At 64.4% G+C, this 25,222-nt stretch carries 30 protein-coding genes; 28 read left to right on the plus strand and 2 right to left on the minus strand.

From position 1 onward, the window contains the following. Window positions 1–354: 354 nt before the first annotated feature. The 17 genes from C7441_RS20540 to C7441_RS20620 all read left to right on the plus strand — a co-directional run bounded on the left by C7441_RS20540 (window position 355) and on the right by C7441_RS20620 (window position 12,748). On the plus strand, window positions 355–897 hold the full coding sequence (locus C7441_RS20540) for a hypothetical protein (RefSeq protein WP_109614461.1): 543 nt from the start codon (window positions 355–357) through the stop codon (window positions 895–897). A gap of 458 nt (window positions 898–1,355) precedes the next feature. Further along, complete coding sequence (locus tag C7441_RS20545; protein ID WP_109614462.1) at window positions 1,356–1,604, plus strand: helix-turn-helix domain-containing protein; 249 nt, start codon at window positions 1,356–1,358, stop codon at window positions 1,602–1,604. Between the two features lie 98 nt (window positions 1,605–1,702). Then, the gene (locus C7441_RS20550) at window positions 1,703–1,978 is read left to right on the plus strand and encodes a DNA -binding domain-containing protein (protein WP_170125212.1); all 276 of its coding nucleotides are present in this window, start codon (window positions 1,703–1,705) and stop codon (window positions 1,976–1,978) included. A gap of 112 nt (window positions 1,979–2,090) precedes the next feature. Further along, window positions 2,091–2,318, plus strand: coding sequence for a transcriptional regulator domain-containing protein (locus tag C7441_RS24440; protein WP_109614464.1), 228 nt, complete (start codon window positions 2,091–2,093; stop codon window positions 2,316–2,318). Window positions 2,319–2,361: 43 nt separating this feature from the next. Further along, window positions 2,362–2,868 carry a DUF2285 domain-containing protein gene (locus tag C7441_RS20560; protein ID WP_244916211.1) on the plus strand — a complete coding sequence of 169 codons (507 nt, stop codon included), beginning with the start codon at window positions 2,362–2,364 and terminating at the stop codon, window positions 2,866–2,868. Window positions 2,869–3,008: 140 nt separating this feature from the next. Further along, window positions 3,009–3,290: a helix-turn-helix transcriptional regulator gene (locus C7441_RS20565; protein WP_109614466.1), complete on the plus strand. Its 282-nt coding sequence runs from the start codon at window positions 3,009–3,011 to the stop codon at window positions 3,288–3,290. Window positions 3,291–3,308: 18 nt separating this feature from the next. After that, window positions 3,309–4,484, plus strand: a complete 1,176-nt coding sequence (locus C7441_RS20570; protein WP_109614467.1) for a replication initiator protein A — start codon at window positions 3,309–3,311, stop codon at window positions 4,482–4,484. Beyond that, window positions 4,481–5,134, plus strand: coding sequence for a ParA family partition ATPase (gene parA, locus C7441_RS20575; RefSeq protein WP_109614468.1), 654 nt, complete (start codon window positions 4,481–4,483; stop codon window positions 5,132–5,134). Before C7441_RS20570 ends, parA begins: the two co-directional genes overlap by 4 nt. Beyond that, window positions 5,131–5,874: a DNA-methyltransferase gene (locus C7441_RS20580; protein ID WP_109614469.1), complete on the plus strand. Its 744-nt coding sequence runs from the start codon at window positions 5,131–5,133 to the stop codon at window positions 5,872–5,874. The genes parA and C7441_RS20580 overlap by 4 nt, the downstream gene beginning before the upstream one ends. After that, window positions 5,871–6,125 (plus strand): hypothetical protein, encoded by a 255-nt coding sequence (locus C7441_RS20585; protein ID WP_109614470.1) that lies wholly within the window; start codon window positions 5,871–5,873, stop codon window positions 6,123–6,125. The genes C7441_RS20580 and C7441_RS20585 overlap by 4 nt, the downstream gene beginning before the upstream one ends. Beyond that, on the plus strand, window positions 6,122–6,607 hold the full coding sequence (locus tag C7441_RS20590) for a DUF2840 domain-containing protein (protein WP_109614471.1): 486 nt from the start codon (window positions 6,122–6,124) through the stop codon (window positions 6,605–6,607). The genes C7441_RS20585 and C7441_RS20590 overlap by 4 nt, the downstream gene beginning before the upstream one ends. Next, window positions 6,604–7,149 (plus strand): S26 family signal peptidase, encoded by a 546-nt coding sequence (locus C7441_RS20595; RefSeq protein ID WP_109614472.1) that lies wholly within the window; start codon window positions 6,604–6,606, stop codon window positions 7,147–7,149. The genes C7441_RS20590 and C7441_RS20595 overlap by 4 nt, the downstream gene beginning before the upstream one ends. 45 nt (window positions 7,150–7,194) lie before the next feature. Beyond that, a complete protein-coding gene (locus tag C7441_RS20600) occupies window positions 7,195–7,530 on the plus strand; it encodes a DUF736 domain-containing protein (protein ID WP_109614473.1) in 336 nt (111 codons plus the stop codon). Further along, a complete protein-coding gene (locus tag C7441_RS20605; RefSeq protein WP_109614474.1) occupies window positions 7,531–8,298 on the plus strand; it encodes a lytic transglycosylase domain-containing protein in 768 nt (255 codons plus the stop codon). Window positions 8,299–8,541: 243 nt separating this feature from the next. After that, a complete protein-coding gene (locus C7441_RS20610) occupies window positions 8,542–10,281 on the plus strand; it encodes a relaxase/mobilization nuclease domain-containing protein (protein WP_109614475.1) in 1,740 nt (579 codons plus the stop codon). Window positions 10,282–10,305: 24 nt separating this feature from the next. Next, window positions 10,306–12,291, plus strand: coding sequence for a conjugal transfer protein TraG (locus C7441_RS20615; protein ID WP_109614476.1), 1,986 nt, complete (start codon window positions 10,306–10,308; stop codon window positions 12,289–12,291). Window positions 12,292–12,295: 4 nt separating this feature from the next. After that, on the plus strand, window positions 12,296–12,748 hold the full coding sequence (locus C7441_RS20620; RefSeq protein WP_109614477.1) for a CopG family transcriptional regulator: 453 nt from the start codon (window positions 12,296–12,298) through the stop codon (window positions 12,746–12,748). 56 nt (window positions 12,749–12,804) lie between these two features. Here C7441_RS20620 and C7441_RS20625 read toward each other — a convergent pair whose 3' ends face one another. Beyond that, window positions 12,805–14,091, minus strand: a complete 1,287-nt coding sequence (locus C7441_RS20625; protein WP_109614478.1) for a prolyl oligopeptidase family serine peptidase — start codon at window positions 14,089–14,091, stop codon at window positions 12,805–12,807. A 444-nt stretch (window positions 14,092–14,535) separates the two neighbouring features. On the opposite strand from C7441_RS20625, the gene trbB reads away from it, so the two are divergent. The 11 genes from trbB to C7441_RS20680 are packed head-to-tail and all read left to right on the plus strand — an operon-like array spanning window position 14,536 to window position 24,166. Beyond that, the gene (gene trbB, locus C7441_RS20630; protein WP_109614479.1) at window positions 14,536–15,534 is read left to right on the plus strand and encodes a P-type conjugative transfer ATPase TrbB; all 999 of its coding nucleotides are present in this window, start codon (window positions 14,536–14,538) and stop codon (window positions 15,532–15,534) included. Further along, complete coding sequence (locus C7441_RS20635) at window positions 15,531–15,860, plus strand: TrbC/VirB2 family type IV secretion system protein (protein ID WP_109614480.1); 330 nt, start codon at window positions 15,531–15,533, stop codon at window positions 15,858–15,860. The genes trbB and C7441_RS20635 overlap by 4 nt, the downstream gene beginning before the upstream one ends. Further along, a complete protein-coding gene (locus C7441_RS20640) occupies window positions 15,860–16,141 on the plus strand; it encodes a VirB3 family type IV secretion system protein (RefSeq protein WP_109614481.1) in 282 nt (93 codons plus the stop codon). Before C7441_RS20635 ends, C7441_RS20640 begins: the two co-directional genes overlap by 1 nt. Window positions 16,142–16,151: 10 nt before the next feature. Further along, complete coding sequence (gene trbE, locus C7441_RS20645; protein ID WP_109614482.1) at window positions 16,152–18,662, plus strand: conjugal transfer protein TrbE; 2,511 nt, start codon at window positions 16,152–16,154, stop codon at window positions 18,660–18,662. Beyond that, window positions 18,659–19,426: a P-type conjugative transfer protein TrbJ gene (gene trbJ, locus C7441_RS20650; protein WP_410000561.1), complete on the plus strand. Its 768-nt coding sequence runs from the start codon at window positions 18,659–18,661 to the stop codon at window positions 19,424–19,426. Before trbE ends, trbJ begins: the two co-directional genes overlap by 4 nt. A gap of 16 nt (window positions 19,427–19,442) precedes the next feature. Continuing rightward, a complete protein-coding gene (gene trbK-alt / locus C7441_RS20655) occupies window positions 19,443–19,730 on the plus strand; it encodes a putative entry exclusion protein TrbK-alt (RefSeq protein WP_109614483.1) in 288 nt (95 codons plus the stop codon). A 3-nt stretch (window positions 19,731–19,733) separates the two neighbouring features. Next, window positions 19,734–21,092, plus strand: coding sequence for a P-type conjugative transfer protein TrbL (gene trbL / locus C7441_RS20660; RefSeq protein ID WP_109614484.1), 1,359 nt, complete (start codon window positions 19,734–19,736; stop codon window positions 21,090–21,092). Continuing rightward, window positions 21,089–21,778: a conjugal transfer protein TrbF gene (gene trbF, locus C7441_RS20665; RefSeq protein WP_109614485.1), complete on the plus strand. Its 690-nt coding sequence runs from the start codon at window positions 21,089–21,091 to the stop codon at window positions 21,776–21,778. The genes trbL and trbF overlap by 4 nt, the downstream gene beginning before the upstream one ends. Further along, window positions 21,775–22,803 carry a P-type conjugative transfer protein TrbG gene (gene trbG / locus C7441_RS20670; RefSeq protein WP_109614486.1) on the plus strand — a complete coding sequence of 343 codons (1,029 nt, stop codon included), beginning with the start codon at window positions 21,775–21,777 and terminating at the stop codon, window positions 22,801–22,803. The genes trbF and trbG overlap by 4 nt, the downstream gene beginning before the upstream one ends. Next, complete coding sequence (locus tag C7441_RS20675) at window positions 22,800–23,930, plus strand: TraB/TrbI/VirB10 family type IV secretion system protein (RefSeq protein WP_109614487.1); 1,131 nt, start codon at window positions 22,800–22,802, stop codon at window positions 23,928–23,930. Before trbG ends, C7441_RS20675 begins: the two co-directional genes overlap by 4 nt. Before the next feature lie 2 nt (window positions 23,931–23,932). Continuing rightward, complete coding sequence (locus C7441_RS20680; RefSeq protein ID WP_109614488.1) at window positions 23,933–24,166, plus strand: DUF2274 domain-containing protein; 234 nt, start codon at window positions 23,933–23,935, stop codon at window positions 24,164–24,166. On the opposite strand, the gene C7441_RS20685 is transcribed toward C7441_RS20680, so the two are convergent. Then, window positions 24,111–25,085, minus strand: a complete 975-nt coding sequence (locus tag C7441_RS20685) for a LysR family transcriptional regulator (protein ID WP_244916212.1) — start codon at window positions 25,083–25,085, stop codon at window positions 24,111–24,113. The two genes, C7441_RS20680 and C7441_RS20685, sit on opposite strands and share 56 nt — an antisense overlap. Window positions 25,086–25,222: the final 137 nt, after the last annotated feature.

Genomic DNA, 25,222 nt, shown 5'->3' on the forward strand with positions numbered 1-25,222 from the left:
TTGCGATGCCTTCATCGCTTCCGCTCCTCTCCCAGCCAGGAAAATGGCGCGGAAAACTCTAAGCCGATTCGAGGGCGTTTACCGGAGGCAGATCACCCTCCAAACTTCCCCGGCCCATGCGGTCGCGGCCCCTGATCGGGGCCGCGGGCTCCTCTCTCTCTGACATCCTATTGTGCACCCGCCACTCCGGCGTCAAGGACGAGTGATTCCCCCAAATTTCCGACCCGTCCCTGCGGGCCGCGCCAGAAATTCGGCTCCCCCACTCGCCGCCGCTGGCGGCCGCGTGCCGCGGTCCCTGACCCCTCGCGCCTACGGTGCGGACACCTTTTCGTCAGAACGAAAAGGAGGCTTCTTATGCGTGATATCGACTTTCTGAAACTCTACGCCAGCGCGACCGGCTTGCGGATCATGGTGCTGGCGAACAGGCTTGGTTGCGAGACCGAAACAGAGCGCGTGCTTCACGACTGGGTGGAGCAGTTCCTCAGCCGGTTCATCACCTTCACGCGGGGCGCGCTGGCGGCGGAGCGGCGCGTCCTCACCAATACGGATCCGTCGCAGGACGCGGACCTTGACGAAGAACTCTACTACTTCCGAGCGAACTACGAGGACTTTTGGTGTGAGGAAGGCGACTACGATCTCTGGGACGTCGTGCCGTCGGGAATGGTCGGGTTCAGGCGCATCCTCGGTCAAATCCATCGGGATCTACGGGTCTTTCTCTCCTCCAGCGGCTTGGCCCTCCCGAAGGAGTTGCCACCAATGAGATTTCCATCACATGAAATCGACCCCGAAGACATTGACCCGGAATGCTATGAAGACCTGCATGGCTTCGACGACGACGGCAACATCTCGGCAATCTACGCCCTCCTGCACGGCTGCGATCGAAACGATGGCTCATAGTGCGTGGAAGAGAGGCGGCTGTCGCCGCCTCTCTTCCTTGCGTTGAACGATGAGCCGAGGCAGCCGGATCGACCGGCCACCTCGACTGATGAAAGAGGGGCAAGCCCCCTCTCAACACTCTCCCCATGAAGGAAGGGGCAAGCCCCCTCCTTCAAACATCCTCCCCAAGGGAAGGGCTGAAGCCCCTCCCTTGAACCCTCCCATGGGAAGGAGGCGACGGTTCCCTCGCCCTCCTTCCCAAACCCATCCTCCTCTCCCCAAAGATGATTCGGTGAGATCGGCCTCTCACAGCGTTGGAGGCTGTGCTTTCCGACGACCGAATCAGATAACGGGCGATGTCGAGAAACTTCGCTGAAAAAGGGGGTTCCTCTCAGATTCCGAATGACGTTTGATCTGGGAGCGACTATTTTAGTCGTAGTTCTGGAGTGTGTGCAGGTCCGAATGGGAGGTGATCATGTATGATCACCGCCCGACAATCACGGGCCGCACGCGCGCTGCTGGGATGGACACAGGAGACGCTCGCTGACAGGGCTCGCATATCGCTGACTGCGCTCAAACGCCTCGAATCCGAGAACCGGCTTGAGGTGTTCGAGTCGACGCGCGATCAGGTACGCCGCGCCCTCGAAACAGCCGGGATCGTTCTCTTGTCAACAGACAAGGGCGAAGGCGTATTGCTCCTGCATGACAGGACCGACGTTCAAAGATAGTGTCGCGGATCGCGTGATGACCAATTCTTGTTAGAGAAAATGGCTACCTCCTACGGGAGACGGTTAACGAACATGTAACCTGCGAGTATAGGAGAATGATGGGACAGGGCACGCAGACGTTTGTCGACGAACCACCCTCCGGTGATACGCTCACCTCTTATGATCGCGAGCATATGAAGCTTTATATGCGCCTTCTCGACGCCGAGCGGGACGGTGCTGATTGGCGTGAAGCGGTGCGAATCCTCTTCGGACTCGATCCCGAACGCGATCCTGAACGATGTCGTCTCATTCATGACTCACATCTTGCGCGCGCCCATTGGATGACTGAGGGCGGCTATCGCGAGCTGGTTCGCGAAAGCCAGCGGAAGTCATGATCGTGATGCGGGGCATGCATCACCTGTTGATCGGCGGCTGGCTTCCTTAACTCAACCCGAAGGTGAATCGTAAATCCTACCAGATTCCTGTACCGAATCTCTGGAGGCTGCGATGACGACACCCAACGCATCGATCTGGCGTTCCTCGGCGGAATACGAGCATCTGGATGTGATGACGGCATCCGATCTGGCTTGGGAATGGCTCCGCCGAAACGACAGCTATGACGCAGATTTTGAAGCTTCGGCCTCTGGCCGTGGAGACCCCACCGCGCTGAGGGACCATATCCGTCAGCGGTGGGGACTGCGATTTCCCTGTCGATCCCCAGACGCCACCTCCTGATGCCCCCGTCTTCTGGCTTCCACAGGAGGATACAAGCGTTGTCGTGCTGACCGAAGCCCCTGCGGATATCGGTGGCGATATTGATTATGCTCCTGCGGCAGACTTGCGGCACGATCTCCGGATGGGCGACGCCGATGCAGAATTCCGCTTCGCTCTCGGCAACGGGCAATATCTTCAGATCCTCGACCGCAATATCGATGGCGGCACAATCGCCGTCGCCGTCATCCCGCTTGATCTCGACGGATTCGACCGTATTGAAGCCGTTCGCCGGCTCCTCTCAGCTTTGCATGGCCGCGCGATCCCACCGGACACACGATTGACCCGGCAGCAACGTGCACGCCTGCGACGGATGCTACGCGCTTTCGACGGCCATAAAGCCGGGGCAACGCAGCAGGAGATCGCGGAAGAACTCCTCAACATTCCTAGACTCAGCCGTGACGAATGGCAGGCATCCTCGGCCCGTCATACCATCAAGGCGCTCCTGCGCGATGCCCGATCCATGGTCGCGGGCGGCTATCGGAAACTCCTGCGTCATCGCCGCCCCCGCTAACGCGATTCCGCGCTCCCGATGGTGGGCGATTTCGATACCCCCCAATTTCGCCCTGCAACTCGCCGGTTCTTCTTCGCCACCGTGGTCGTTGCCCGCCGCTGATCCGCAGCGGCCGTCTCAACACCACGGAGGCCCGTTCCATGCCGCACGAACCTGTCGTTTTGCCGCCGCGCTTTCTTCGCACCAAGGAAGCCGCCGAATTCCTCAGTCTCTCCGCCCGCACCCTCGAAAAACACCGCACCTACGGCACCGGCCCGGCCTATCGCAAGCTCGGCGGGCGTGTCGTCTATGCGATCGACGATCTGGAGACCTGGGCCGATCGCGGCGCGGTGACGTCCACCTCCGACCCGCGCGGGAGGGTGTCGCCGCCGAGACGCCAATCGGTCGGCTCCGGCCCCCGGGCCGGCCGCTACGCGCGCTGACCGCTCGCAGTTCCCTTCATGACGGTGCGACGTCGTTCCCTTGCCGAACGTGGGCAGCTCGACCTGTTCAGGGCGCTCCCGGGCGACTTCGCTCCACGAGACGCGCAGGATCTCATGGCCTATCCCTTCTTCTCCCTCGCCAAGTCGAAGCGCGTTGCGCCCATCGACTTCGCCGCCGGCAACGTCACGATCAGGGTCGAGGCGGTCCCCGATCATGGCATGGCCACCATCTGGGATGCCGACATCCTGATCTGGGCCGCCAGCCAGATCGTCGAAGCCCGCGACAACGGGCTCCGAACTTCCCGGCTGATGGCCGCCACGCCCTATGAAATCCTCACCTATGTCGGTCGCGGCACGTCGCTTCGGGACTACCAGCGCCTGAAGGCCGCACTCGACCGGCTGCAATCGACAACGATTTCCACCTCGATCCGGCAACCGGCCGAAGGCCGCCGCCACCGCTTCTCTTGGATCAACGAGTGGCAGGAGCGCACCGATCGCAACGGCCGCCCGGACGGCATCGAGATGATCGTGCCAGACTGGTTCTACCAGGCCGTCCTCGACGATGCCCTCGTGCTGACCATTGACCGGACCTATTTCGACCTGACCGGCGGCCTCGACCGCTGGCTCTACCGCCTGGTGCGCAAGCACGGCGGCCGTCAGCAGGGTGGCTGGCGCTTCGACTTCCACCACCTCCACCAAAAATCCGGCAGCCTGTCGCCCTTCAAGCGCTTCGCCTTCGAGTTGCGCGACATCATCCGCCGCCAGCCGCTGCCGGGCTACACGCTGTTCCTGGAGGCCGAGATCGGCGGGCGGATGCTGCTCGCATTCGAGCCCGTTCCGCCCTGTGGAAAACCTGTGAATGGCCTCGTGCTATCGGGAACCCAGGCTATCGTGCTATCGGGAACCGGACCATCGTGCTATCGGGAACCGAAACCGGCCCTAATGCACGGAAAACAATCACGAAATAGCGCCCTTAACTTAGAGTCTAACATAGACTCTAACCTTGAAGAGCGCGCGCGCGATGTGGAAAACCTCATCCGCGACACCGCCCGAAGCCTCCGCGTAGAGGCAAAGAAGAAGGCATCCGCCGCCCCTCCGGCATCTCGATCCGCCTCCGATCAGGAGGCGGCGACAGGCCTCGACGACGCCGGAGCACCACGCCTTCCTCTCGATCTTCCGGGAGGTGGCAAATGATCATCGCGCTCCTCAACCAGAAAGGCGGCGTCGGCAAGACGACACTGGCGCTGCACATCGCCGGTGAACTGGCCGGCCGAGGCAATCGCGTCACCTTGGTCGACGCCGATCCGCAGGGATCGTCGCTCGACTGGTCGCAGCAGCGTGCCCGCGAGGGTCTGCCCCGGCTTTTCGGCACCATCGGCCTCGCGCGCGACACGCTGCACCGGGAAGCACCGGAGCTGGCCCGCGATGCCGATCACGTCGTCATCGACGGCCCGCCCCGCGTCGCCGGCCTCATGCGCTCCGCGCTTCTCGCCGCCGACCTGGTGCTGATCCCGGTGCAACCGTCGCCTCTCGATGGCTGGGCCTCGGCCGAGATGCTGGCCCTCCTGGCAGAGGCCCGCATCTACCGGCCCCAGCTCGTCGCCCGCTTCGCGCTCAATCGCTGCGGCGCCCGCACCGTCATCGCCCGCGAGACGGCCGAAACACTCGCCGACCACGATCCGCCGATGCTCGCCACCGCCATCGGCCAGCGCGTCGTCTTCGCCGACGCGGCGCAGGCCGGGCGGCTGGTTCGCGAGATCGACCGCCAGTCTCCCGCCGCCCGCGAGATCGCGGCGCTCACCACCGAAATCGAAGGGCTGGGCATCGGGAGGGCCGCGCGATGACCATCCTCACCGGCGATTGCCGCGAAGAAATGCCCTGGCACGCCCCCTATGACATGATCCTTGCCGATCCGCCCTATGGCGACACCTCGCTCGCCTGGGATCGGCGCGTCGAGGGCTGGATTGCGCTGGCGCGCGCCGCCCTCCGGCCGACCGGCTCGCTCTGGGTCTTCGGCTCGCTGCGCTGCTTCATGGCGACCGCCGACCGCTTCGCCGATGCCGGCTTGCGGATCGCGCAGGAGATCGTCTGGGAAAAGCAGAACGGCACCGGGTTTCATGCCGACCGCTTCAAGCGTGTGCATGAGCTGGCCGTGCAGTTCTACCCGGCCGAGACGGCCTGGCGGGACATCTACAACGACGTCCAGACCACGCCCGATGCAACGGCGCGGACGGTTCGCCGCAAGCGTCGCCCGCCCCATACAGGCCAGATCGACGCCGGGCATTACGTTAGCCACGATGGCGGGCCGCGCCTGATGCGTTCGGTCATCTATTTACGCAATTGCCACGGCCGGGCAATCCATCCGACCGAAAAGCCGTCGGCACTCCTGGAAATCCTTATCCGCACCAGTTGCCCGGAAGGCGGCCTGGTCGGCGACTGGTTCGCCGGTTCGGGCGCTGCCGGAGAAGCCTGCCGGCTCTCCGGCCGGCGCTACATCGGCTGCGAGATCGACCCTGACATGGCCGAACGTGCGCGGGCGCGCATCGCCACGGTGCTGCCGTTCCATGACGGAGGCGCGTCATGACGGTGCGCAGCGACAGGCGCGGCTTTGCAGCGCGCCCGACCGATCCGGACGGCTGGATCAAGGCCGGTGACGCATCCACAGCGCGCGAATGCACTGCGCCGGCCAACACCGCCCGGCTGACCATCGACGTCACGCCCGCAATGCGTGGCCGCATCAAGGTTGCGGCGTTCAATCGCGGCATCACGGTCGCCGACATGCTGCGCGAACTGCTCGCGCGCGAATTTCCCGACACGTCAGGAGATCGCCCATGATTGGCATCGGTTCCCATGACGATGATCTCACCCGTGTCGAACTGACGTGGGTGGAGAAGAAGATCGAATACTGGATAAGGTTCGGCCACGCGACTGGTGAGCAGATTCTCGACCGCAGCCGCCGCGTCGTCTCGTTCTCTCCCGGTGCAGTCTTTGCTTTCGTGCGTTGGGCGTCGAATGACTACGGCACCGTCATCTCGCGTATCGACATCCTGCGCGCGATAACGCCCGGCAGCGCCTATCAGACGCTGCCCTTCGTGCGGCCGGGCGGCGAGATCCTGCTGAAGATCGAGGGCTGGCCCAAGGTCGAGTCCGTTCTTCGCCATGTCCAGGCGATCGAGGCCTTCGGAGTCGATCCTGCCGAGGCCGATCCCGATCACTGGCGCCATGTCGCCCACTGGATGAACGCGGGCGAAGCGCCGCGTCCCTACACGATGGAGCGCCATTCCGCATGGCTACGCCGCCGGGGGATGGGGCTATGACCCGCGCCCGTTATCTCGTCGTGACGGTCGCGGCCGTGTTCACTGTCGCCCTCGCCAGCGGTATCCAGATCGCGCCCAGACTGGTCTGGAACGCATCGGCCAGCGTGCCGATCGGCTTCTACACCATCGCTCCGGCGGATGGGCTCGACGTGTCCGATCTGGTCGCAGTCATGCCGCCCGAACCGCTCTCCGCCTTCATGATGGAGCGCGGCTACGTCGCCCGCGACGTGCCGCTCCTGAAGCGCGTCCTCGGCTTGCCGGGACAGCGCGTATGCCGCAACGGCCACACGATCACCGTGGACGGGATCGAGATGGGCGAGGCGTTGGAGCGCGACAGATTCGGCCGCGACCTGCCGGTCTGGCAGGGCTGCCGCGTCATCGCCGAGGGCCAACTCTTCCTCATGAATCTGGATGTCCGCGACAGTCTCGACGGCCGCTATTTCGGCCCTCTGCCTGCCTCGACCGTGATCGGCCGGGCCACCCCGCTTTTCACCGACGAAGACGGCGATGGCCGCTTCGTCTGGCGCGCGCCGATGCGGTGACGGCGTGTCATTCGCAACCTCACCGCACAACAGGAGACCACGATCATGGCCCAGATTGGACATTTCACACGCACTCAATCCGGCTTCGAAGGCGAGTTTCGGACGCTCGGCATCCGCGAAAACATCGCGCTCGTTCCCGCCGAGCCGTCGGAGGTCGAGAACGCGCCGAAATATCGCGTCCTGCTCGGCGGCGACGAAGGCCTCGATATCGGAGCGGGCTGGAAACATGTCGGTGAACGCGCTGGTGAGTTCGTCTCAATCACGATCTACAGCCCGCTCCTTGGCGGCACTTTCCGCGCAAATCTCTTCCGGGCTGGTGACGACGATTCCGCTTGGGTGCTGCACACCAACCTGCCTTCCAAAAAGCGGCAGGAGGACTGAATGGCGGCGGTCCGACACCGCGCACGCGCCGGACGCGATTCCACCGTCCGGCGCTCAGCGCTCCTCTTTCTTCTTTCCGGCCTTATCTTCACCTCAGCCGCGTCGCCCGCTGTGCTTGCACAGGTCTTGCCACTATCGCGCGCTTCAGCAGCGCATCCGCACGCGGCGCACATCACCGAAGCATCGCAGCGTTTCGGCATCCCGGCGGCATGGATTGTCGCTGTGATGCGGGCCGAAAGTGCGGGCCATGTGCGCGCCGTGTCTTCGGCAGGCGCGATGGGGCTGATGCAGGTCATGCCCGACACCTGGGCCGAACTGCGCATCCGCTATGGTCTCGGCCGCGATCCTTATGACCCGCGCGACAATATCCTCGCAGGCACCGCCTATCTGCGTGAGATGTGGGACCGCTACGGCAATGTGGCCGCGATGCTCGCGGCCTACAATGCCGGTCCCGCCCGCTATGACGAATACCGGATGGCGGATCGTCCGCTACCCACTGAAACGCGCGCCTATGTCGCTACGCTTGCGCCCATGCTGTTCGGCGAGCAGCCTTCGGGCGACGCATCCGCTGTCGCTAGGCCGCTCGACTGGCGCGAGGCGGGGCTCTTCGTTTCGCGCGGCGGTGACGCTTCCTCCGCCGATCCGGCTACGCTCGACCGCGCGCAGGACGATACCAATTCCCTCGTTCCGGCGGCACCCGAGGCGCTCACCGACTTGCAGCCCGAGGGGCTCTTCGTCGCCCGCAATGCCGGTGAGGACCGACCATGAGCGGCTCCGCAGTTTTTCGCGCTGCATCGGGCTCTGGCGCATCATGGACGGCGCTGGGGGTGGCGGCAGGCACCACGACCGGAAGATGGCGAGATAAAAAGGCGCACGGTGCGCTTCGGTTGGGCGGTTGTTTTTGCGGGGTTTTCCGGTGCGTTCCGCACCGTGCGGCGCTGGCGCGCACCGTGCGCTGCGCACCCATCTTCTTGAATTTACATCCTGTTCTGCACCGTGCGGGCCAGCGCCATGTCCGATGAGCGCGAGTTCCGCATCCGTCCGGGGCGCATCCGCTCGACCCGTGCGCAGCAGGTCCGGCCTTTCATCGCCCAGGCGCTCGCCGCCGCGCAGAAGGCCGGCGGGCGGGTCTCGCGCTCCGGCAAGATCACCTCCGGCAAGCGATCCCGCTTCGGGCGCGGCCAGCACGCCAGTATCCAAGCCAATCGTCTCCTCACCGGGCGCTCGCGCATCGTCGTGATCAAGACCCGCGTGGTGCGTCATACCGCACGTTCCGCCCCGCTCGGCGCGCACCTCAATTACCTGCGCCGCGACGGTGTGACCCGCGATGGGGGAAGGGCGCGGATGTTCGGCCCGGAGAACGACGACATGGATGCCCGCGCTTTCGCCGAGCGATGCGGGGATGACCGGCATCATTTCCGCTTCATCGTCTCCCCGGAGGACGCGGCGGACATGACCGACCTCAAGGCCCATGCCCGAGAGCTGATGGGCCAGATGGAGAAGGATCTCGGCACGCGCCTCGATTGGGTCGCCGTCGATCACTGGAACACCGACAATCCCCATATTCATATCATCCTGCGCGGCCGCGCGGATGACGGTCAGGACCTCGTGATCTCCCGCGACTACATCAAGGAAGGCATGCGCGCCCGCGCGCAGGATCTCGTCACGCAGGAACTCGGCCAGCGTACCGATCTGGAGATCCATCGCAATCTGGAGCGGCAGGTCGAGGCGGAACGCTGGACGGTACTTGACCGGCAGCTTGTTCGCGATGCCGGGAAGTCGGGCATACTCGATCTCGCCCCGCTTGCCGACCGGCAGCCAGATGCGCTTCACACGCTGAAGGTCGGTCGGCTGCGCACCCTCGAAATCCTCGGCGTGGCTGGTCAGGTCGGGCATTCGCAATGGTTCATCAAGCCCGAGGCTGAAAAGGTGCTGCGCGAACTCGGCGAGCGTGGCGACATCATCAAGCGCATGCACCGTGCCCTGACCGAGCGCGGCATCGAGCGGGGCTCGGCCAGCTATGTCCTCGCAGGCGAGAGCCTCGACGTTCCCGTCATCGGCCGCCTGGTCGAGCGCGGACTTGATGACGAGCTGAAGGGCACGGCCTATGCCGTCGTCGATGGCGTCGATGGGCGCAGCCATCACATCAAGCTGCCGCATATCGACGCTGCCGGCGATAGCCCGCCCGGTTCGATCGTTGAGTTGCGCGCCTACGAGGATGCGAACGGGCAGCGCCGGGTCGCACTGGCCGTCCGCTCTGATCTCGATCTCGCCGCACAGGTCGGCGCCACCGGCGCGACCTGGCTCGACCGGCAGGCCATCGCCCGCGAGCCTATTGCCCTGTCGGACAGCGGTTTCGGCGCGGAAGTCCGTCAGGCGATGGACGCGCGTGCCGAGCATCTCATCGGTGAAAACCTCGCCGAGCGGCAGGGCGGCCGCGTCGTCTTCGCGCGCCGGCTGCTCAACACGCTCCGCAATCGGGAACTGCGGGCAGTCGGAGAGCAACTCGCCTCCGAGACCGGCATGCCGTTCAACCGCACCGGAAGCGGCGAATATGTCGCCGGCACCTATCGCCAGCGCCTTGCCCTCGCTTCCGGGCGCTTCGCCATGCTCGATGACGGCCTCGGCTTCCAGCTCGTGCCTTGGTCGCCCTCCCTCGAAAAGCAGATCGGCCGCCATGTCTCCGGCGTCGCCCGCGACGATGGCGGCGTCGATTGGGATTTCGGGCGCAAGCGCGGCCTCGGCCTCTAGCCTCAACCGGAAAGGACCAATGCAATGTCCGCGACCAAGATCCTCTGGGGACAGATCACCGTTGTCTTTCTCATCATCCTCGTCACCACCTGGGGCGCGACACAGTATGTTGCCTGGAGCCTCGGCTATCAGCCGCAGCTCGGGCCGCCCTGGTTCGTGCTGTTCGGTGTGCCGGTCTATTATCCGCCCACGCTCTTCTGGTGGTGGTATTTCTACGAAGCCTATGCGCCGCCGATCTTCGCCAAGGGCGGGATCATCGCAGCGTCAGGCGGCTTCATCGCCATCGCCGTCGCCATCGGCATGTCGGTCTGGCGGGCGCGCGAGGCCAAGAACGTTGCCACCTACGGCTCGGCACGATGGGCCGAGAAGAACGAGATCAAGGACGCTGGCCTCCTCGATCCCGATGGCGTGGTTCTCGGCCGCTACGAAAAGGAATACCTGCGCCATGACGGGCCGGAGCATGTGCTCTGCTTCGCGCCGACCCGATCCGGCAAAGGCGTCGGCCTCGTCGTCCCGTCGCTGCTGACTTGGCCGGGCTCTGCCATCGTCCATGACATCAAGGGTGAGAACTGGCAGCTCACCTCCGGCTTTCGGTCGCGCCATGGCCGTGTCCTGCTCTTCGACCCGACCAACTCCAAATCCTCGGCCTACAATCCGCTGCTCGAGGTGCGACGCGGCGAGTGGGAAGTGCGGGACGTTCAGAACATCGCCGACATCCTCGTCGATCCCGAAGGCAGCCTCGACAAACGGAACCATTGGGAAAAGACCAGCCATTCGCTTCTCGTCGGCGCGATCCTGCATGTTTTGTATGCGGAGCCCAACAAAACCATGGCCGGTGTTGCCAGGTTCCTTTCCGATCCGAAGCGTCCGGTCGAATCTACACTGCGCGCCATGATGGAAACCCGGCATCTCGGTGAGGCCGGGCCGCACCCGGTTGTTGCCAGCGCAGCACGCGAACTGCTCAACAAATCCGACAACGAACGCTCGGGAGTCTTGTCGACGGCCATGTCTTTCCTGGGGCTTTATCGCGACCCCGTCGTCGCCGAGGTTACGCGCCGGTGCGACTGGCGGATCAGCGATATAGTCGGCGGCGAGCAACCGACCACACTCTACCTTGTCGTGCCGCCGTCCGACATCAACCGCACCAAGCCGCTGATGCGGTTGCTGCTGAATCAGGTTGGCCGCCGCCTGACCGAGGATCTGCAGGCGAACGTCGGGCGACACCGGCTGCTGCTGATGCTGGACGAGTTTCCGGCCTTGGGGCGGCTGGATTTCTTCGAGACGGCCCTGGCCTTCATGGCGGGCTACGGGCTGAAATCGTTTCTGATCGCGCAGTCGCTGAACCAGATCGAGAAAGCCTATGGACCGAACAATTCGATCCTCGACAACTGCCATGTCCGCGTGAGCTTTGCGACGAATGACGAACGCACCGCCAAGCGTGTATCCGATGCCCTCGGCACCGCCACCGAGATGAAGGCCATGAAGAACTACGCTGGCCACAGATTGTCGCCCTGGCTCGGGCATCTCATGGTCTCGCGCTCGGAGACAGCCCGCCAGTTGCTCACACCGGGCGAGATCATGCAGCTTCCGCCCACCGAAGAGATCGTCATGGTGGCGGGCATCCCACCGATCCGGGCGACGAAAGCACGCTATTACGAAGATGCCCGGCTTCGGGAGCGCCTCCTGGCGCCACCGGAATTGAAGCAGCCCGACGAAGCCCGTCCCGACGACTGGACCTCGCTGCCGATCCCGGCGCGGCCGGAGAGCGCTGAGGCTTCTTCCGATCTATCGGTCGATGATGAAGATCCCACCGAATCCGAACGCCGGCTGCAACCGGAACTCAGCCGTGCGAAGCCGGTGGAGAAGAAAAAGCCTATCGAGAACGAGTTTGAGGCTGGGTTGTCGGATGACCTCGATGAGGAGGTTGTCCAGAACCAACGCATGATTCGTCATGTGCAAGGCATCGCGCGCCAAGTGGCGATGGACCCCAATGATGGCATGGATCTGTAGTGCTATGACCAACCCTCGGAAGAAGAAAAAGGTCTCAGTTTATCTGGACCCGAACATCGAGAAGATCCTGGCGGATTTCGCCGCGCGCCGGGATCAGTCGCAATCCATGATCGCGGAAGCCGCCATCGCCTCGTTCCTGTCGCCGGACGATGCAGAGCGCCGGGAAGCGATCATCGCCCGACGTCTCGACCAACTCGACCGCCGCATGAGCCGAACGGAGCGCGACATAGGCATCGCCGTCGAGACCCTGGCCGTCTTTATCCGCTTCTGGCTAACGACCACGCCAGCCCTGCCGGAACCTGCCGCGCAGGCGGCGAAGGCCAAGGTTGGCGAGCGGTACGAGGCGTTCATCACCGCGCTCGGGCGCCGTCTCGCACAGGGGCCGAAGCTGCGGCAGGAGATTTCCGAGGACATGGCCGGAGCAAACCCGTCAACAGAAGAGTTGAACGGACCTTAGCTTTGAACCCGGTTCCGGCGTTCGGTCAGAATGAATCAGATGTGGGCGAGGCCGTTTCACCTACGCTGCTCGAACAGCCAGTCGCGGACGGCGGGGATGTCGTAGGCGTAGATCCATGTGTTGACATGGCCCGCGCCGCCCGTGTTTGCGCCGCCTTCGGGCAGCACAGAGCCGGGGGTAAAGGTGGTGAAGAACACGTTGCTGTCCGCCCCCGCCGCCCGGATGGCGGCCACCGCCTCGGCCTGCGCCTTGGGTGCGGCCCTGGCATCCAGGCTGCCGCGCGCGACCTTGGCCCCGTTGGCCTTTAGCACCTCCATGATGGCGGTCATGCCGGGGAACGCCTTGGTGTCGTCCTCGGACACGATGACCCAGAGGTTGTCGTGGGCCAAGGGCGCGGTGACGGCGGGGTCCCATTGCCCGGCGACGCACAGGGTGCCGGCGAACAGGTCGGGATGCGCCACCCCCAGCGCGATGCTGGTCATGCAGCCGCCCGACTGGCCGGTGGTATAGATGCGGTCGCGGTCGATGGCATGCTCGGCGGCCAGCGCCTCCAGCAGTCGCGGCAGCATCGCGACATAGACCGAGGTCTGCGAGGCATCGTTGGCCAGCGGCACCGGGAACTGCGGCGCCAGCACAAAGGCCGGGTGCCGCGCCTGATCCTCGGGGCTGGCGAAGGACACGGCGCCCAGCCCCTGTTGCAGGGTGCGGCGCGGGTTCGATCCGGTCACGCCGGCATCGTGCAGGAACATCACCAGCGGATAGTCCTGCCCGGCCTCGGCGCCCGCGGGGATATACAGGTTGTAGTCCAGCAGCAGGCCGGTTTCGGGATCGGTGAAGCGGAACTGGCGGAAATCGTCGACGATCAGGTTGGTAACGCGGGTGTTGATGACGCCCTTGTCCGTGGCTGCCAGCACCCCGCCATCGGCCAGCGTTAACGGGGCTGCCAGATGCACGATCAACTGCGGCGCTTCGTCCACACCGGGGGCGAAGACGACTGCGGCCTCGTCCGCCGGATCGAGTTCGAGGATTGCGAAGCGGCCATCCGCGGCGGGCGCGTCGAGGTCCGGCACGGTCGTCACCCGGACCGACAGGATGCGGCGGCCGTCCACGGCAAAGCTGTCGGGCGACAGGGCGGCGGCCGACAGCGGGGCCGCGAATTCGACGATGGCCGCGGTCACGTTCTGGCTGCGCCCGAACACCTGCGTCACGGCTGTGACGCTCGCGATAGTGTCGCTGACAAAGACACTGCGGTTCACCGCCGGCCCGCCGCCGCCCGGCTCCTGTGCTATGGCTGCAGGCGGGATGGAAAGGACCAGAAGGGTGAAAAGGTAAGCGAACTTCATGGCCCGGATCCTCGGCTTGCCGGCTCACGGGCCGGATTGATGTCGATCATGCGCATCTGTGGGACGGAGGCGACCTGAGCGACCATCACCCATACGGCCCGCATTGCAACCTTATCCGCCTACACGTCTGCGTCAGGTAGTCCCGTCGCAAGGAAGCACAGGATTTCCGTTTTGTCCTGCGCTTGCCAATCACGCTCCGCTCCTGCGGCGGAAGACGGACAACTCTCGCGAACAGCCATTTTCATCGAATCAATTGGCTGGGCTGGAGATCGCTATGAGTCGCTTGCAGTGTTCAAGGCGGGACAGACTACACCGCCGTTCTCCTGTATTTTTAACCCACACTACTACGACGCTAGATACTTGTTGAACCAACCCGTTTTGGGTCTCTTTTAGTCATCCCCATCCGGGGATCGTCTCTCGCCTCCCCGGTGGAACGGGGACGAGATGGCAGGCATCAAACACAAACAAGCAACGGTGGACCGCGGCGCACGTATGCTCCGGACGGCGCTCGGGCCTGCCATCTCAACCTTGTTGCAAGATCCGTCCGTTGTCGAGGTCATGCTGAACCCCGATGGCCGGATCTGGGTGGACCGCCTGTCCGCCGGGCTGGCCGACACCGGCGAGATGCTGTCCGCTGCCGATGGGGAACGCATCGTGCGGCTGGTCGCCCATCATGTCGGTGTGGAAGTGCATGCCCGGAGCCCGCGCGTCTCGGCAGAATTGCCGGAAACAGGTGAGCGGTTTGAGGGTTTGTTGCCGCCCGTCGTAGCGGCACCCGCCTTCGCGATCCGTAAACCCGCAGTCGCGGTGTTCACGCTCGAAGATTATGTGGCCGCCGCCATCATGACCGCAGGCCAGGCGGAAACGCTACGCACGGCTGTCACATCCCGCGCCAACATTCTCGTCGCGGGCGGCACGTCCACCGGGAAGACGACCCTTACCAATGCGCTGCTCGCCGAGGTGGCGAAGACGCATGATCGCGTCGTCATCATCGAAGATACCAGAGAGCTGCAATGCGCCGCGCCCAACCTCGTCGCCATGCGGACCAAGGATGGCGTCGCCAGCTTGTCTGATCTGGTGCGGTCGTCGCTGCGCCTGCGCCCGGACCGCATTCCCATCGGCGAGGTGCGCGGCGCCGAGGCGCTCGATCTCCTCAAAGCCTGGGGCACCGGCCATCCGGGCGGCATCGGCACCATCCATGCCGGTTCCGGCATCGGTGCCCTGCGCCGCCTCGAACAGCTTATCCAGGAAGCCGTCGTCACCGTGCCGCGCGCCATGATCGCGGAGACCATCGATCTTGTTGCTGTCCTCTCCGGTCGCGGCTCCGCGCGCCGGCTGTCCGAACTTGCCCGCGTCAATGGGCTCGGGCCGGACGGCGACTACCGGATTTCCCCCGCTTTTTCAGAACCCGACACCACTCACACCACTGGAGAACCTGCATGATCCGTTGCGCCTTCCCTATCCGTCACCATGTCGCAACTGCCGCCACCTTTGCCTGGGTGAGCCTGATGACGACACCGGCCTTTGCCTCGGGCTCCTCCATGCCCTGGGAGGCCCCGCTGCAGTCCATCCTCGAATCCGTTGAAGGGCCGGTGGCCAAAATCGTCGCGGTGATCATCATCATCGTCACGGGCCTGACGCTGGCATTCGGCGATACCGGCGGCGGCTTCCGGCGCCTGATCCAGATCGTCTTCGGCATCTCGATCGCCTTCGCCGCGTCCAGCTTCTTCCTTTCGTTCTTCAGCTTCGGGGGCGGAGCGCTGGTGTGATGGCGGCGAGTTTCGAGGCGCTCGATGCAGTGCCGGGCTTCAGCGTGACGGTCCACCGCGCCCTGACCGAGCCGATCCTGCTCGGCGGCGCACCGCGAAGCGTCGCCATCCTGAATGGCACGCTGGCCGGGGCCGTGGGCCTCGGCCTCCAGCTCTGGTTCGCCGGCATCCTGATCTGGGCGGTCGGCCACATTGCAGCCGTCTGGGCGGCAAAACGCGATCCGCTCTTCGTCGAGGTTGCGCGCCGTCATCTCCGTATTCCCGGCCATCTCTCGGTGTGAGGCACGTGCCATGATGAATCTTGCAGAATACCGCCGCACCGCATACCGCCTTGCCGATTATCTGCCCTGGGTGGCGCTTGTGGGGGAGGGTGTTGTCCTCAACAAGGACGGCTCGTTCCAGCGCACGGCAAAGTTTCGTGGGCCGGACCTGGATTCCGCCGTCGCGGCCGAGCTGGTCGCGGTGGCCGGACGGCTGAACAATGCCTTCCGCCGGCTTGGCTCGGGCTGGGCCATCTTCGTCGAGGCACAGCGGTCGGAAGCTGCAATCTACCCGGCGAGCCGTTTCCCCGATCCGGCCTCGGCGCTGGTCGATGCCGAGCGGAAAGCTGATTTCGAGGAGGAAGGCAGCCATTTCGTCTCGGGCTACTTTCTCACCTTCCTGTGGCTTCCTCCAGCCGAAGACGCCGCGCGTTCGGAATCCTGGCTTTATGAGGGGCGCGAGACCTCGGGTGTAAATCCATGGGAATTGGCGCGCAGCTTTGCCGATCGTACCGACCGCGTGCTGGCGCTGCTCGACGGCTTCATGCCCGAATGCCGCTGGCTCGATGATCCCGAGACGCTGACTTATCTCCATTCGACGATCTCGACCAATCGGCATCGTGTCTGCGTGCCGGAGACGCCGATCTATCTCGATGCGCTGTTGGCTGACCAGCCGTTGACCGGCGGGCTGGAGCCGCGCCTGGGCAATCAGCACCTTCGGGTACTGACCATCACCGGCTTTCCGGGCACGACCACACCCGGCCTGCTCGACGAGATGAACCGGCTGGCGTTTCCCTATCGCTGGTCCACCCGCGCCATCCTTATGGACAAGACTGACGCGACCCGGCTGCTGACGAAGATCCGGCGGCAATGGTTCGCCAAGCGTAAGTCCATCGCCGCCATCCTGAAAGAGGTGATGACCAACGAGCAATCCGCGCTGGTCGATACTGATGCAGCGAACAAGGCCGCCGATGCGGACATGGCCTTGCAGGAACTCGGCGCGGACATCGCCGGCATGGCCTATGTCACGGCGACCGTCACCGTCTGGGACGAGGACGCCCGCCGCGCAGACGAAAAGCTGCGGCTGGTCGAGAAGATCATCCAGTCCCGCGATTTCAGCGTCATGGTTGAGACGGTCAATGCCGTCGACGCCTGGCTCGGCAGCCTGCCCGGACACGCCTATGCCAATGTCCGGCAACCGCCAGTCTCGACGCTCAACCTTGCCCACATGGTCCCTTCGTCTGCCGTGTGGGCGGGGCCGGAACGGGACGACCACTTCGGCGCACCCCCGCTGCTCTACGGCAGAACCGAAGGATCGACCCCGTTCCGGTTTTCCCTGCATGTCGGGGATGTCGGCCATACGCTTGTCGTTGGGCCGACCGGCGCGGGCAAGTCGGTGTTGCTGGCACTGATGGCGCTGCAATTCCGCCGCTACGCGCGATCGCAGGTCTTCGCATTCGATTTTGGCGGCAGCATCCGCGCCGTATCGCTCGCGATGGGTGGGGACTGGCATGATCTCGGCGGCGAGCTGACCGACGCTTCCGAGACTTCTGTTTCGCTGCAACCGCTGGCGCGCATCCACGAGACGGCCGAACGTGCCTGGGCCGCTGATTGGATCGTCGCGATCCTGATGCGCGAGAATATCCAGATCACGCCGGAGGTGAAGGAACACATCTGGACGGCGCTGACCTCGCTTGCCTCTGCGCCCGTTGGGGAACGGACGATCACCGGCCTTGCTGTGCTGCTTCAGTCCAACGATCTGAAGCAGGCGCTGCGCGCCTATTGCGTAGGTGGTCCCTATGGCCGACTGCTCGATGCCGAGGCAGAACATCTCGGCTCCGCCGATGTGCAGGCGTTCGAGATCGAGGGCCTTGTCGGGACCGGCGCGGCGCCTGCCGTCCTGTCCTACCTGTTTCATCGCATCGGCGGCAAATTGGACGGGCGGCCGACGCTGCTGATCATCGACGAGGGTTGGCTGGCGCTGGATGACGACGCCTTCGCGGAACAGCTCCGCGAATGGCTGAAAACCCTGCGCAAAAAGAACGCCAGCGTCATCTTCGCTACGCAGAGCCTGTCCGACATAGATGGTAGCAAGATTGCCCCGGCCATCATCGAAAGCTGCCCGACGCGGCTTCTGCTGCCGAACGAGCGGGCCATCGAGCCACAGATCACCACGATCTATCGCCGCTTCGGCCTCAATGACCGACAGATCGAGATCCTCGCACGGGCTACACCGAAGCGGGACTATTACTGCCAGTCCCGGCGCGGCAACCGGCTGTTCGAGCTGGGCCTGTCCGAGGTCGGCCTCGCGCTCTGCGCGGTTTCATCAAAATCCGATCAGGCGCTGATCGACGAGATCTTCGCCGAACACGGCCGCGATGGCTTCCTCGCCGCATGGCTCAAAGCGCGCGGCGTCGACTGGGCCGCCGATCTGATCCCGGACCTCAGCAATCTGGCCACCGAAAGCGACGATCTGTCGTCCCTCATTCTCGATGAGGACGAGTTCGAGTTCACCCTGGAAGAAGAGGAGATTACCCCATGACGCGCACGATGCCCCGGATTTCTCGCATGGCCAGCGCCTCCATGTTTGCGCTGACGCTGGCCTTTCCCGTCACGCTCACGCCCGTGCTGACGAGCCCGGCCCATGCCTGGCGCATTGTCTATGATCCGTCCAACTACGCGCAAAACGTGCTGACGGCGGCTCGCACCCTGGAGCAGATCAACAACCAGATCACCTCGCTTCAGAACGAGGCGCAGATGCTGATCAACCAGGCCCGCAACCTCGCGAGCCTGCCGCACAGTTCGCTTCAGGCGCTCCAGCAGAACGTTCAGCGCACCCAGCAGCTTCTGGGCCAGGCGCAGAATCTCGCCTTCGAGGTCGGTCAGATCGACCAGGCATTTCAGAGCCAATATGGCAATGTCTCGCTCTCCGCGACCGACGCCCAAATGGTCGCGGATGCCCGCTCTCGCTGGGAGAACACCGTCGGCGGCTTGCAGGACGCCATGCGTGTGCAGGCTGGTGTTGTCGGCAACATCGACGCCAACCGTGCCGAGATGGCAACGCTCGTCGGCGAAAGCCAGGGAGCGACCGGCGCGCTTCAGGCGACCCAGGCCGGCAACCAGCTCCTCGCCCTGCAATCGCAGCAGCTCTCCGACCTGATCGCGGTCATCTCGGCCAATGGCCGAGCCGATGCCTTGTCGGAAGCGGAGCGGGCGACCGCCGCCGAACAGGGGCGCATCCAACGCGAACGCTTCCTGACGCCGGGGTCGGGCTACCAGCCCGGCAACGCACAGATGTTCAACTGAGGCGGGGGAGAAGATCATGGAAAGAAAGGTGCTGGCCCGGATCGCGGCCATCGTTTTCGTTGCTGTTGCGATCACCACGGCGATCATCGAGACGACGCGCGAGGAAGCGCCCGCGCCAGCACCTTCTGCTTCAGCGCGTCAGACTCCGCCCGATCCCCTGCGCCTCGACCAGAGGCGTTGCCAGCAAATGGGTGAGGCCGCGGCTAGTGACCCTGACTGCCTCCGCACCTGGTCCGAGACCCGTGACCGTTTCTTGGGTCGGACGCCCGCGCAGGCGGCTCCCGGCCCGAACGGGGAGCGTTAAACCATGGGCGGAACGGGGGTCATCGACAACTTCCTTGGCATCTTCACGAGCTACATCGACTCCGGCTTCGGCCTGCTTGGCGGTGAGGTTGCCTTTATCGCGACGACGCTCATTGTCATCGACGTGACACTCGCCGCCCTGTTTTGGGCATGGGGCGCTGACGATGATGTGGTCGCCCGGCTGGTGAAAAAGACGCTGTTCGTCGGCGTCTTCGCCTACATCATTTCCAACTGGAACAACCTCGCCCGGATCGTCTTTGAGAGCTTTGCCGGTCTTGGCCTGATGGCGTCGGGCACCGGGTTTTCGGCCGCCGATCTTCTGCGACCCGGTCGCGTCGCTCAGACCGGTCTCGAGGCCGGGCGGCCACTGCTCGAATCCATCTCCGATCTGATGGGCTGGGTCGCGGTATTCGAAAACCTCGTGCAGATCCTCTGCCTGTTCTTCGCCTGGGCGCTGGTCATCCTCGCCTTCTTCATCCTGGCGATCCAGCTCTTCGTGACGCTGATCGAGTTCAAGCTGACCACGCTCGCCGGCTTCGTGCTGATTCCCTTCGGCCTCTTCGGCAAGACCGCCTTCATGGCCGAACGGGTGCTCGGCAATGTGATCTCCAGTGGTATCAAGGTTCTGGTCCTCGCCGTCATCATCGGTATCGGTTCGACGCTCTTCGGCCAATTTACTGCCGGCTTCGGCGGCGCGACGCCGACGATCGATGATGCCATGGCCATCGTGCTGGCGGCCCTTTCCCTTCTCGGCCTCGGCATTTTCGGACCCGGCATCGCCACGGGCCTCGTGTCTGGTGGCCCGCAACTCAGCGCCGGTGCCGCTGTCGGCACGGGTCTCGCCGTTGGTGGCGCGGCAATCGCTGCCGGTGGTGCGACCATGCTCGCCGCGAAGGGTGGTGGCGCCGCACTCTCCGGTGGTGCTGCATTCGCGCGCGGCGGCGCCTCCGCCGCCGGCGCTGCCTCATCAGCCTATACCCTTGGCTCGATGGGCGGGTCCGGCGCAGCCGGTATCGCATCCGGGCTTGGCGGTGTAGCGCGCGCGGGTGCGTCAGCGACCGTCTCGCCCCTGAAGCATGCCGCCGCCCGCGCCACCGACAGCCTGAAATCCAGTTATTCGGATGGCGTCAAGGGCGGGTTCGGAGCCTCCGGTGGCAGCTCCTCGATGGGCACGGTCGGCGGCACCACATCCCGCGAGCCGGTATCTCCTGCGACCACCGATAGTCCGCCAGCCTGGGCACAGCGCATGCAGCGCGGCCGGGCCATGAGCCATGGCGCTTCCACCGTCGCCCATGCCGTCCGTTCCGGCGACAGCCACGGCGGCGGTTCCTCCGTCAGTCTTTCCGAAAGTGACCGCACATGAACATCTTCAAACGACCAGCAACCCATTACGGCAAGACGCCAGAACCGGAGACACCTTACCAGAAGGCCGCACAGGTCTGGGATGAGCGGATTGGCTCAGCCCGTTTGCAGGCACGGAACTGGCGCTACATGGCCTTCGGCTGCCTGATCCTGTCCGCAGGCTTTGCCAGCGCTCTTGTCTGGCAATCGGCGCGCGGGACGGTCGTGCCCTGGGTCGTACAAGTAGATAGTCTCGGCCAAGCGCAAACCGTCGCGCCTGCTGTTGCCGACTATCGCCCCACCGATCCACAGATCGCCTTCCATCTCGGCCGCTTCATCGAGCAAGTCCGCGCGATCCCGGCAGATGCGATCATTGTCCGGCAGAACTGGCTCCGTGCCTATGAGTGGACTACCGATCGCGGCGCGGCCGCCTTGAACGACTACGCCCGCAACAACGATCCCTTTACCCGCGTCGGCCGCCAGCAGGTCGCCGTCGAGGTGTCATCCGTCATCCGGGCTTCGCCGGATAGCTTTCGGGTTGCCTGGACCGAACGCCACTATGAGAACGGGCAGCTCTCCACCACGGAGAGGTGGACCGCGATCCTCACCATCGTGATCCAGACCCCGCGCAACGCCGAGCGCCTGCGCGCCAATCCCCTTGGAATCTACGTCAACGCGATCAACTGGTCGCGGGAGATGAGCCAATGACCCGCACGCCTTTCCGCGAAGCCGCGTTTCCGGCTTTCCTTAAACCCGCCTTCGCGGCTTTGCTGCTTTCCGCCACCATGCTGACGGGCTGCGCGACCAACAAGCCGCCGCAATTCAGCTACGACGCCGACGTGTTGCCGCTGCCCACCGTGCAGGCCGCCGCCACGGACAACCGGCCCCGGCCCCTGCACGTTCCCCCGGCATGGACCGTGGCGCGCGGCGGCACCACAGCCGGCACGCCGACCGGCCGCGTCGAGAACGCCAATGCCGCCGCCCGCGTCGAGCCGCGCCGAGAAGGCTACTACAACGCGATCCAGATCTATCCGTGGTCGGAAGGTGCGCTCTATCAGGTCTATGCAGCGCCCGGCCAGATCACCAATATCGCGCTGGAGCCGGGCGAGAGCCTGACCGGGGCGGGACCGATTGCGGCAGGCGACACGACGCGCTGGATCATCGGCGACACCGAAAGCGGCTCAGGCTCGAACCGTCGTGTCCATATCCTGGTGAAACCGACGCGCCCGGACATTTCCACTAACCTTGTCGTGACCACCGACCGGCGCACCTACATGATCGAGTTGCGTGCGCGGGAAGCGCTCTACATGCCTTCCGTGGCATGGGCTTATCCCGCGCCGCCGGCAGGGAGCCGAGTGACCACGCCGACCACGCCCGCCATCCCCGCCGAGGCAGCCCGTAATTATCGCTACGGATTGCAGGTGCGGGGCGACAGCCCGCCATGGCGACCTGTTTCCGTCTTCGACGATGGCCGCCGTGTTTATGTCGTTTTCCCGCGCGGTATCGTGCAGGGCGAAATGCCGCCTCTGTTCGTCATCGGGTCGAACGGAGAAACGCAGATCGTCAACAGCCGCGTGCACCAGAACGTTTTGATCGTGGATCGCCTCTTCGGCGCGGCCGAGCTGCGCCTTGGCAGCGGCGACCGTCAGCAGGTGGTCAGGATCGTTCGTATGGAACAAACGCAGGCCGCGATCCCGCCGGTCCGCACGACCACAGGAGGATCGTCCTCATGAGTGAGACCGAAACCGTCGCACCCATGCGGCTTCGTGCGGAACCGCCCCGCGTCACTCGCCTTTCCAGGAGAGTGCTGGCGGGCGTTGGCGGGATCGCGCTTCTCGGCATCTCGGGCGCACTGATCTATGCGCTCCAGATCCGTGATGCAGGGCCTGGAGGTGAAGAACTGTATTCAACGGAAAATCGTTCCACAGCGGACGGCCTAGCCGGTCTGCCGCGCGACTACACCGGCCCCGTTCTGGGGCCGGCGCTGCCTGGCGATCTCGGCCGACCGATCCTTGAGGCACAGAACAGAGGGCAGCCAGTGATGCCGGCAGCGATCACGACGCCCGCCGTTGATCCAGAGGAACAGCGCCGTCTTGCCGAGGAAGAAGCGGCCCGCCTCAGCAACGTGTTCTTCCAGTCGGGGCCGCGTTCCGGCGGGACAGCGGGAACGGCCATGCCCGGTATCGCCGGGATTGGCGGACAACAACCCGATGGGTCCGGGCAGAACCGACATGCCGCCTTCCTCAACGGGCCGGTGGATCGACAAACCGTCGCCCCGGATCGTGTCGCGCCGCCGGCATCGCCCTATATCCTTCAGGCCGGGGCCGTGATCCCGGCCGCGCTCATCACCGGCATCCGTTCCGATCTGCCCGGACAGATCACCGCGCAAGTCACCGAGAACGTCTACGACAGCCCGACCGGCGCGCTGTTGCTGATCCCGCAAGGCACCCGCATCATCGGCCAATACGATGACGGCGTGACCTTCGGCCAGCGCAGGGTGCTCTTGGTGTGGAATCGCCTGATCCTGCCGGGCGGCCGCTCCATCGTTCTGGAGCGCCTGCCGGGCGCGGATGCTTCGGGCTACGCCGGGCTTGAGGATGGCGTCGACTATCATTGGTGGGATCTAATGAAGGCGGCTGGCCTCTCCACGCTGCTCGCAGTCGGCACGGAGCTGGCGACCAGCGACGAAGATCGGCTGATCCGCGCCATCCGCGACGGGGCGCAGGATACCGTCAATCAGGCCGGCCAGCAGATCGTCCAGCGCCAGTTGCAGGTTGCGCCGACGCTCACCATCCGACCGGGCTTCCCGGTCAGGATCATCGTCACCCGCGACCTTGTATTCGAGCCCGCCGGAGGTTGACCATGACCAAGCTGAAACTCGGCCCGCTGCCCGACGACAAGCCCGTCAAGGTGATGGTGGAGCTGCCCGCGCCGCTTCACCGCGATCTGGTCGCCTATGCCGAGGTGCTCGCCCGCGAGAGCGGCCAGCCCGCCGCCGATCCCGTCAGGCTGATAGTGCCGATGCTGGAGCGCTTCATCGCTACGGATCGGGGGTTTGCGAAGGCACGGCGCTCCGCCCGGTCTCCAAAGGTGTAGGTCTGACGGCCATTGCCTTTGCCAGACTAAGGAACCGACGGAAAGCGGGATTGTCGTTGCTTGCAGACCAGACGGCCGAGAAGGGCAGAACCTCACCGAGGATTGGCCGGTAAACAACACCAGGAAACTGTGCAACGGTCATGGCCTCGCTTACCAGCGTTAGCCCCCGGCCGAACGCAACCAATGGCACGAGATTGTCCCGGCTGATATGCTGTACCTGAATATCGGGATGCCGGCCGAGGTCTGCCAAACAGCGAACCAAATGATCGTGAATCTCCTGCCCTGGGGCGGTTTCGCTCACAATGAAGGTTTCGTCGGCGAGATCGCGCCACACCAGTTCTTCCCTCTTGGTCAGGGCGTGACTGTCGGGCAGGACAACGAACACACGTTCCGACCACAAGGGTGCGCGTTCACAGTCTGGCCATTCCCGAGTTCCGGTAATGAACGCGACGTCGAGGCTGAGTTGCCGGATTGCCGCCACATGTTCGGCAGGGTTCCCATCTACCATCTCTATGCTGACATTGCGGTAGCGCTTGCCAAAGCTTACCAGCAATTCAGTAAGAAAGCCGGAAGCGATCGAGGAATAGATGCCGATCTTGACACGACCTTGCTCGGATCGCCCGACAGAGGCGACATCTTGCGCTCCTATCCCGACAGTTCTGATGGCCTGCCTGGCTCGCACAAGGAAACGCTGTCCGGCATAAGTCTGCGACACGCCCCATGTGTGCCGGTGAAACAAAGACGCGCCGATCTGGTCTTCGAGGTCGGCGATACACCGGCTTATTGTCGACTGTGAAAGCCCGAGTGCGGCGCCGGCTTTGCGAAAGCTTCCATGCTCGGCTGCAGCTACAAAATAACGGAGATGGCGAAGCTCAATCCAATCTGAATGCCTCGGCATTTCGGTTTCGGCACAATCCATTAATATCCCCAACATCGGCCGGCTAGCGCGGAGTGGAGCCTAAGAAAACTAAAGCTGTTCAAATCACGCTGGTCCGCGCCCATAGCGGGCGCGGACCAGTTCTTCCTCAGGAGCCAATCCTGAAACTTTCAGGGAAG

The organism is Pseudaminobacter salicylatoxidans (assembly GCF_003148475.1).
Classification (GTDB): Bacteria; Pseudomonadota; Alphaproteobacteria; order Rhizobiales; family Rhizobiaceae; genus Pseudaminobacter; species Pseudaminobacter salicylatoxidans.

Bases quoted from the DNA above. Each gene is read 5' to 3' on its own strand.
- C7441_RS20540 (WP_109614461.1), top strand. From the start codon at position 355: ATGCGTGATATCGACTTTCTGAAACTCTACGCCAGCGCGACCGGCTTG.
- C7441_RS20545 (WP_109614462.1), top strand. From the start codon at position 1,356: ATGATCACCGCCCGACAATCACGGGCCGCACGCGCGCTGCTGGGATGG.
- C7441_RS20550 (WP_170125212.1), top strand. From the start codon at position 1,703: ATGGGACAGGGCACGCAGACGTTTGTCGACGAACCACCCTCCGGTGAT.
- C7441_RS24440 (WP_109614464.1), top strand. From the start codon at position 2,091: ATGACGACACCCAACGCATCGATCTGGCGTTCCTCGGCGGAATACGAG.
- C7441_RS20565 (WP_109614466.1), top strand. From the start codon at position 3,009: ATGCCGCACGAACCTGTCGTTTTGCCGCCGCGCTTTCTTCGCACCAAG.
- C7441_RS20570 (WP_109614467.1), top strand. From the start codon at position 3,309: ATGACGGTGCGACGTCGTTCCCTTGCCGAACGTGGGCAGCTCGACCTG.
- parA (WP_109614468.1), top strand. From the start codon at position 4,481: ATGATCATCGCGCTCCTCAACCAGAAAGGCGGCGTCGGCAAGACGACA.
- C7441_RS20580 (WP_109614469.1), top strand. From the start codon at position 5,131: ATGACCATCCTCACCGGCGATTGCCGCGAAGAAATGCCCTGGCACGCC.
- C7441_RS20585 (WP_109614470.1), top strand. From the start codon at position 5,871: ATGACGGTGCGCAGCGACAGGCGCGGCTTTGCAGCGCGCCCGACCGAT.
- C7441_RS20590 (WP_109614471.1), top strand. From the start codon at position 6,122: ATGATTGGCATCGGTTCCCATGACGATGATCTCACCCGTGTCGAACTG.
- C7441_RS20595 (WP_109614472.1), top strand. From the start codon at position 6,604: ATGACCCGCGCCCGTTATCTCGTCGTGACGGTCGCGGCCGTGTTCACT.
- C7441_RS20600 (WP_109614473.1), top strand. From the start codon at position 7,195: ATGGCCCAGATTGGACATTTCACACGCACTCAATCCGGCTTCGAAGGC.
- C7441_RS20605 (WP_109614474.1), top strand. From the start codon at position 7,531: ATGGCGGCGGTCCGACACCGCGCACGCGCCGGACGCGATTCCACCGTC.
- C7441_RS20610 (WP_109614475.1), top strand. From the start codon at position 8,542: ATGTCCGATGAGCGCGAGTTCCGCATCCGTCCGGGGCGCATCCGCTCG.
- C7441_RS20615 (WP_109614476.1), top strand. From the start codon at position 10,306: ATGTCCGCGACCAAGATCCTCTGGGGACAGATCACCGTTGTCTTTCTC.
- C7441_RS20620 (WP_109614477.1), top strand. From the start codon at position 12,296: ATGACCAACCCTCGGAAGAAGAAAAAGGTCTCAGTTTATCTGGACCCG.
- C7441_RS20625 (WP_109614478.1), bottom strand. From the start codon at position 14,091: ATGAAGTTCGCTTACCTTTTCACCCTTCTGGTCCTTTCCATCCCGCCT.
- trbB (WP_109614479.1), top strand. From the start codon at position 14,536: ATGGCAGGCATCAAACACAAACAAGCAACGGTGGACCGCGGCGCACGT.
- C7441_RS20635 (WP_109614480.1), top strand. From the start codon at position 15,531: ATGATCCGTTGCGCCTTCCCTATCCGTCACCATGTCGCAACTGCCGCC.
- C7441_RS20640 (WP_109614481.1), top strand. From the start codon at position 15,860: ATGGCGGCGAGTTTCGAGGCGCTCGATGCAGTGCCGGGCTTCAGCGTG.
- trbE (WP_109614482.1), top strand. From the start codon at position 16,152: ATGATGAATCTTGCAGAATACCGCCGCACCGCATACCGCCTTGCCGAT.
- trbJ (WP_410000561.1), top strand. From the start codon at position 18,659: ATGACGCGCACGATGCCCCGGATTTCTCGCATGGCCAGCGCCTCCATG.
- trbK-alt (WP_109614483.1), top strand. From the start codon at position 19,443: ATGGAAAGAAAGGTGCTGGCCCGGATCGCGGCCATCGTTTTCGTTGCT.
- trbL (WP_109614484.1), top strand. From the start codon at position 19,734: ATGGGCGGAACGGGGGTCATCGACAACTTCCTTGGCATCTTCACGAGC.
- trbF (WP_109614485.1), top strand. From the start codon at position 21,089: ATGAACATCTTCAAACGACCAGCAACCCATTACGGCAAGACGCCAGAA.
- trbG (WP_109614486.1), top strand. From the start codon at position 21,775: ATGACCCGCACGCCTTTCCGCGAAGCCGCGTTTCCGGCTTTCCTTAAA.
- C7441_RS20675 (WP_109614487.1), top strand. From the start codon at position 22,800: ATGAGTGAGACCGAAACCGTCGCACCCATGCGGCTTCGTGCGGAACCG.
- C7441_RS20680 (WP_109614488.1), top strand. From the start codon at position 23,933: ATGACCAAGCTGAAACTCGGCCCGCTGCCCGACGACAAGCCCGTCAAG.
- C7441_RS20685 (WP_244916212.1), bottom strand. From the start codon at position 25,085: ATGGATTGTGCCGAAACCGAAATGCCGAGGCATTCAGATTGGATTGAG.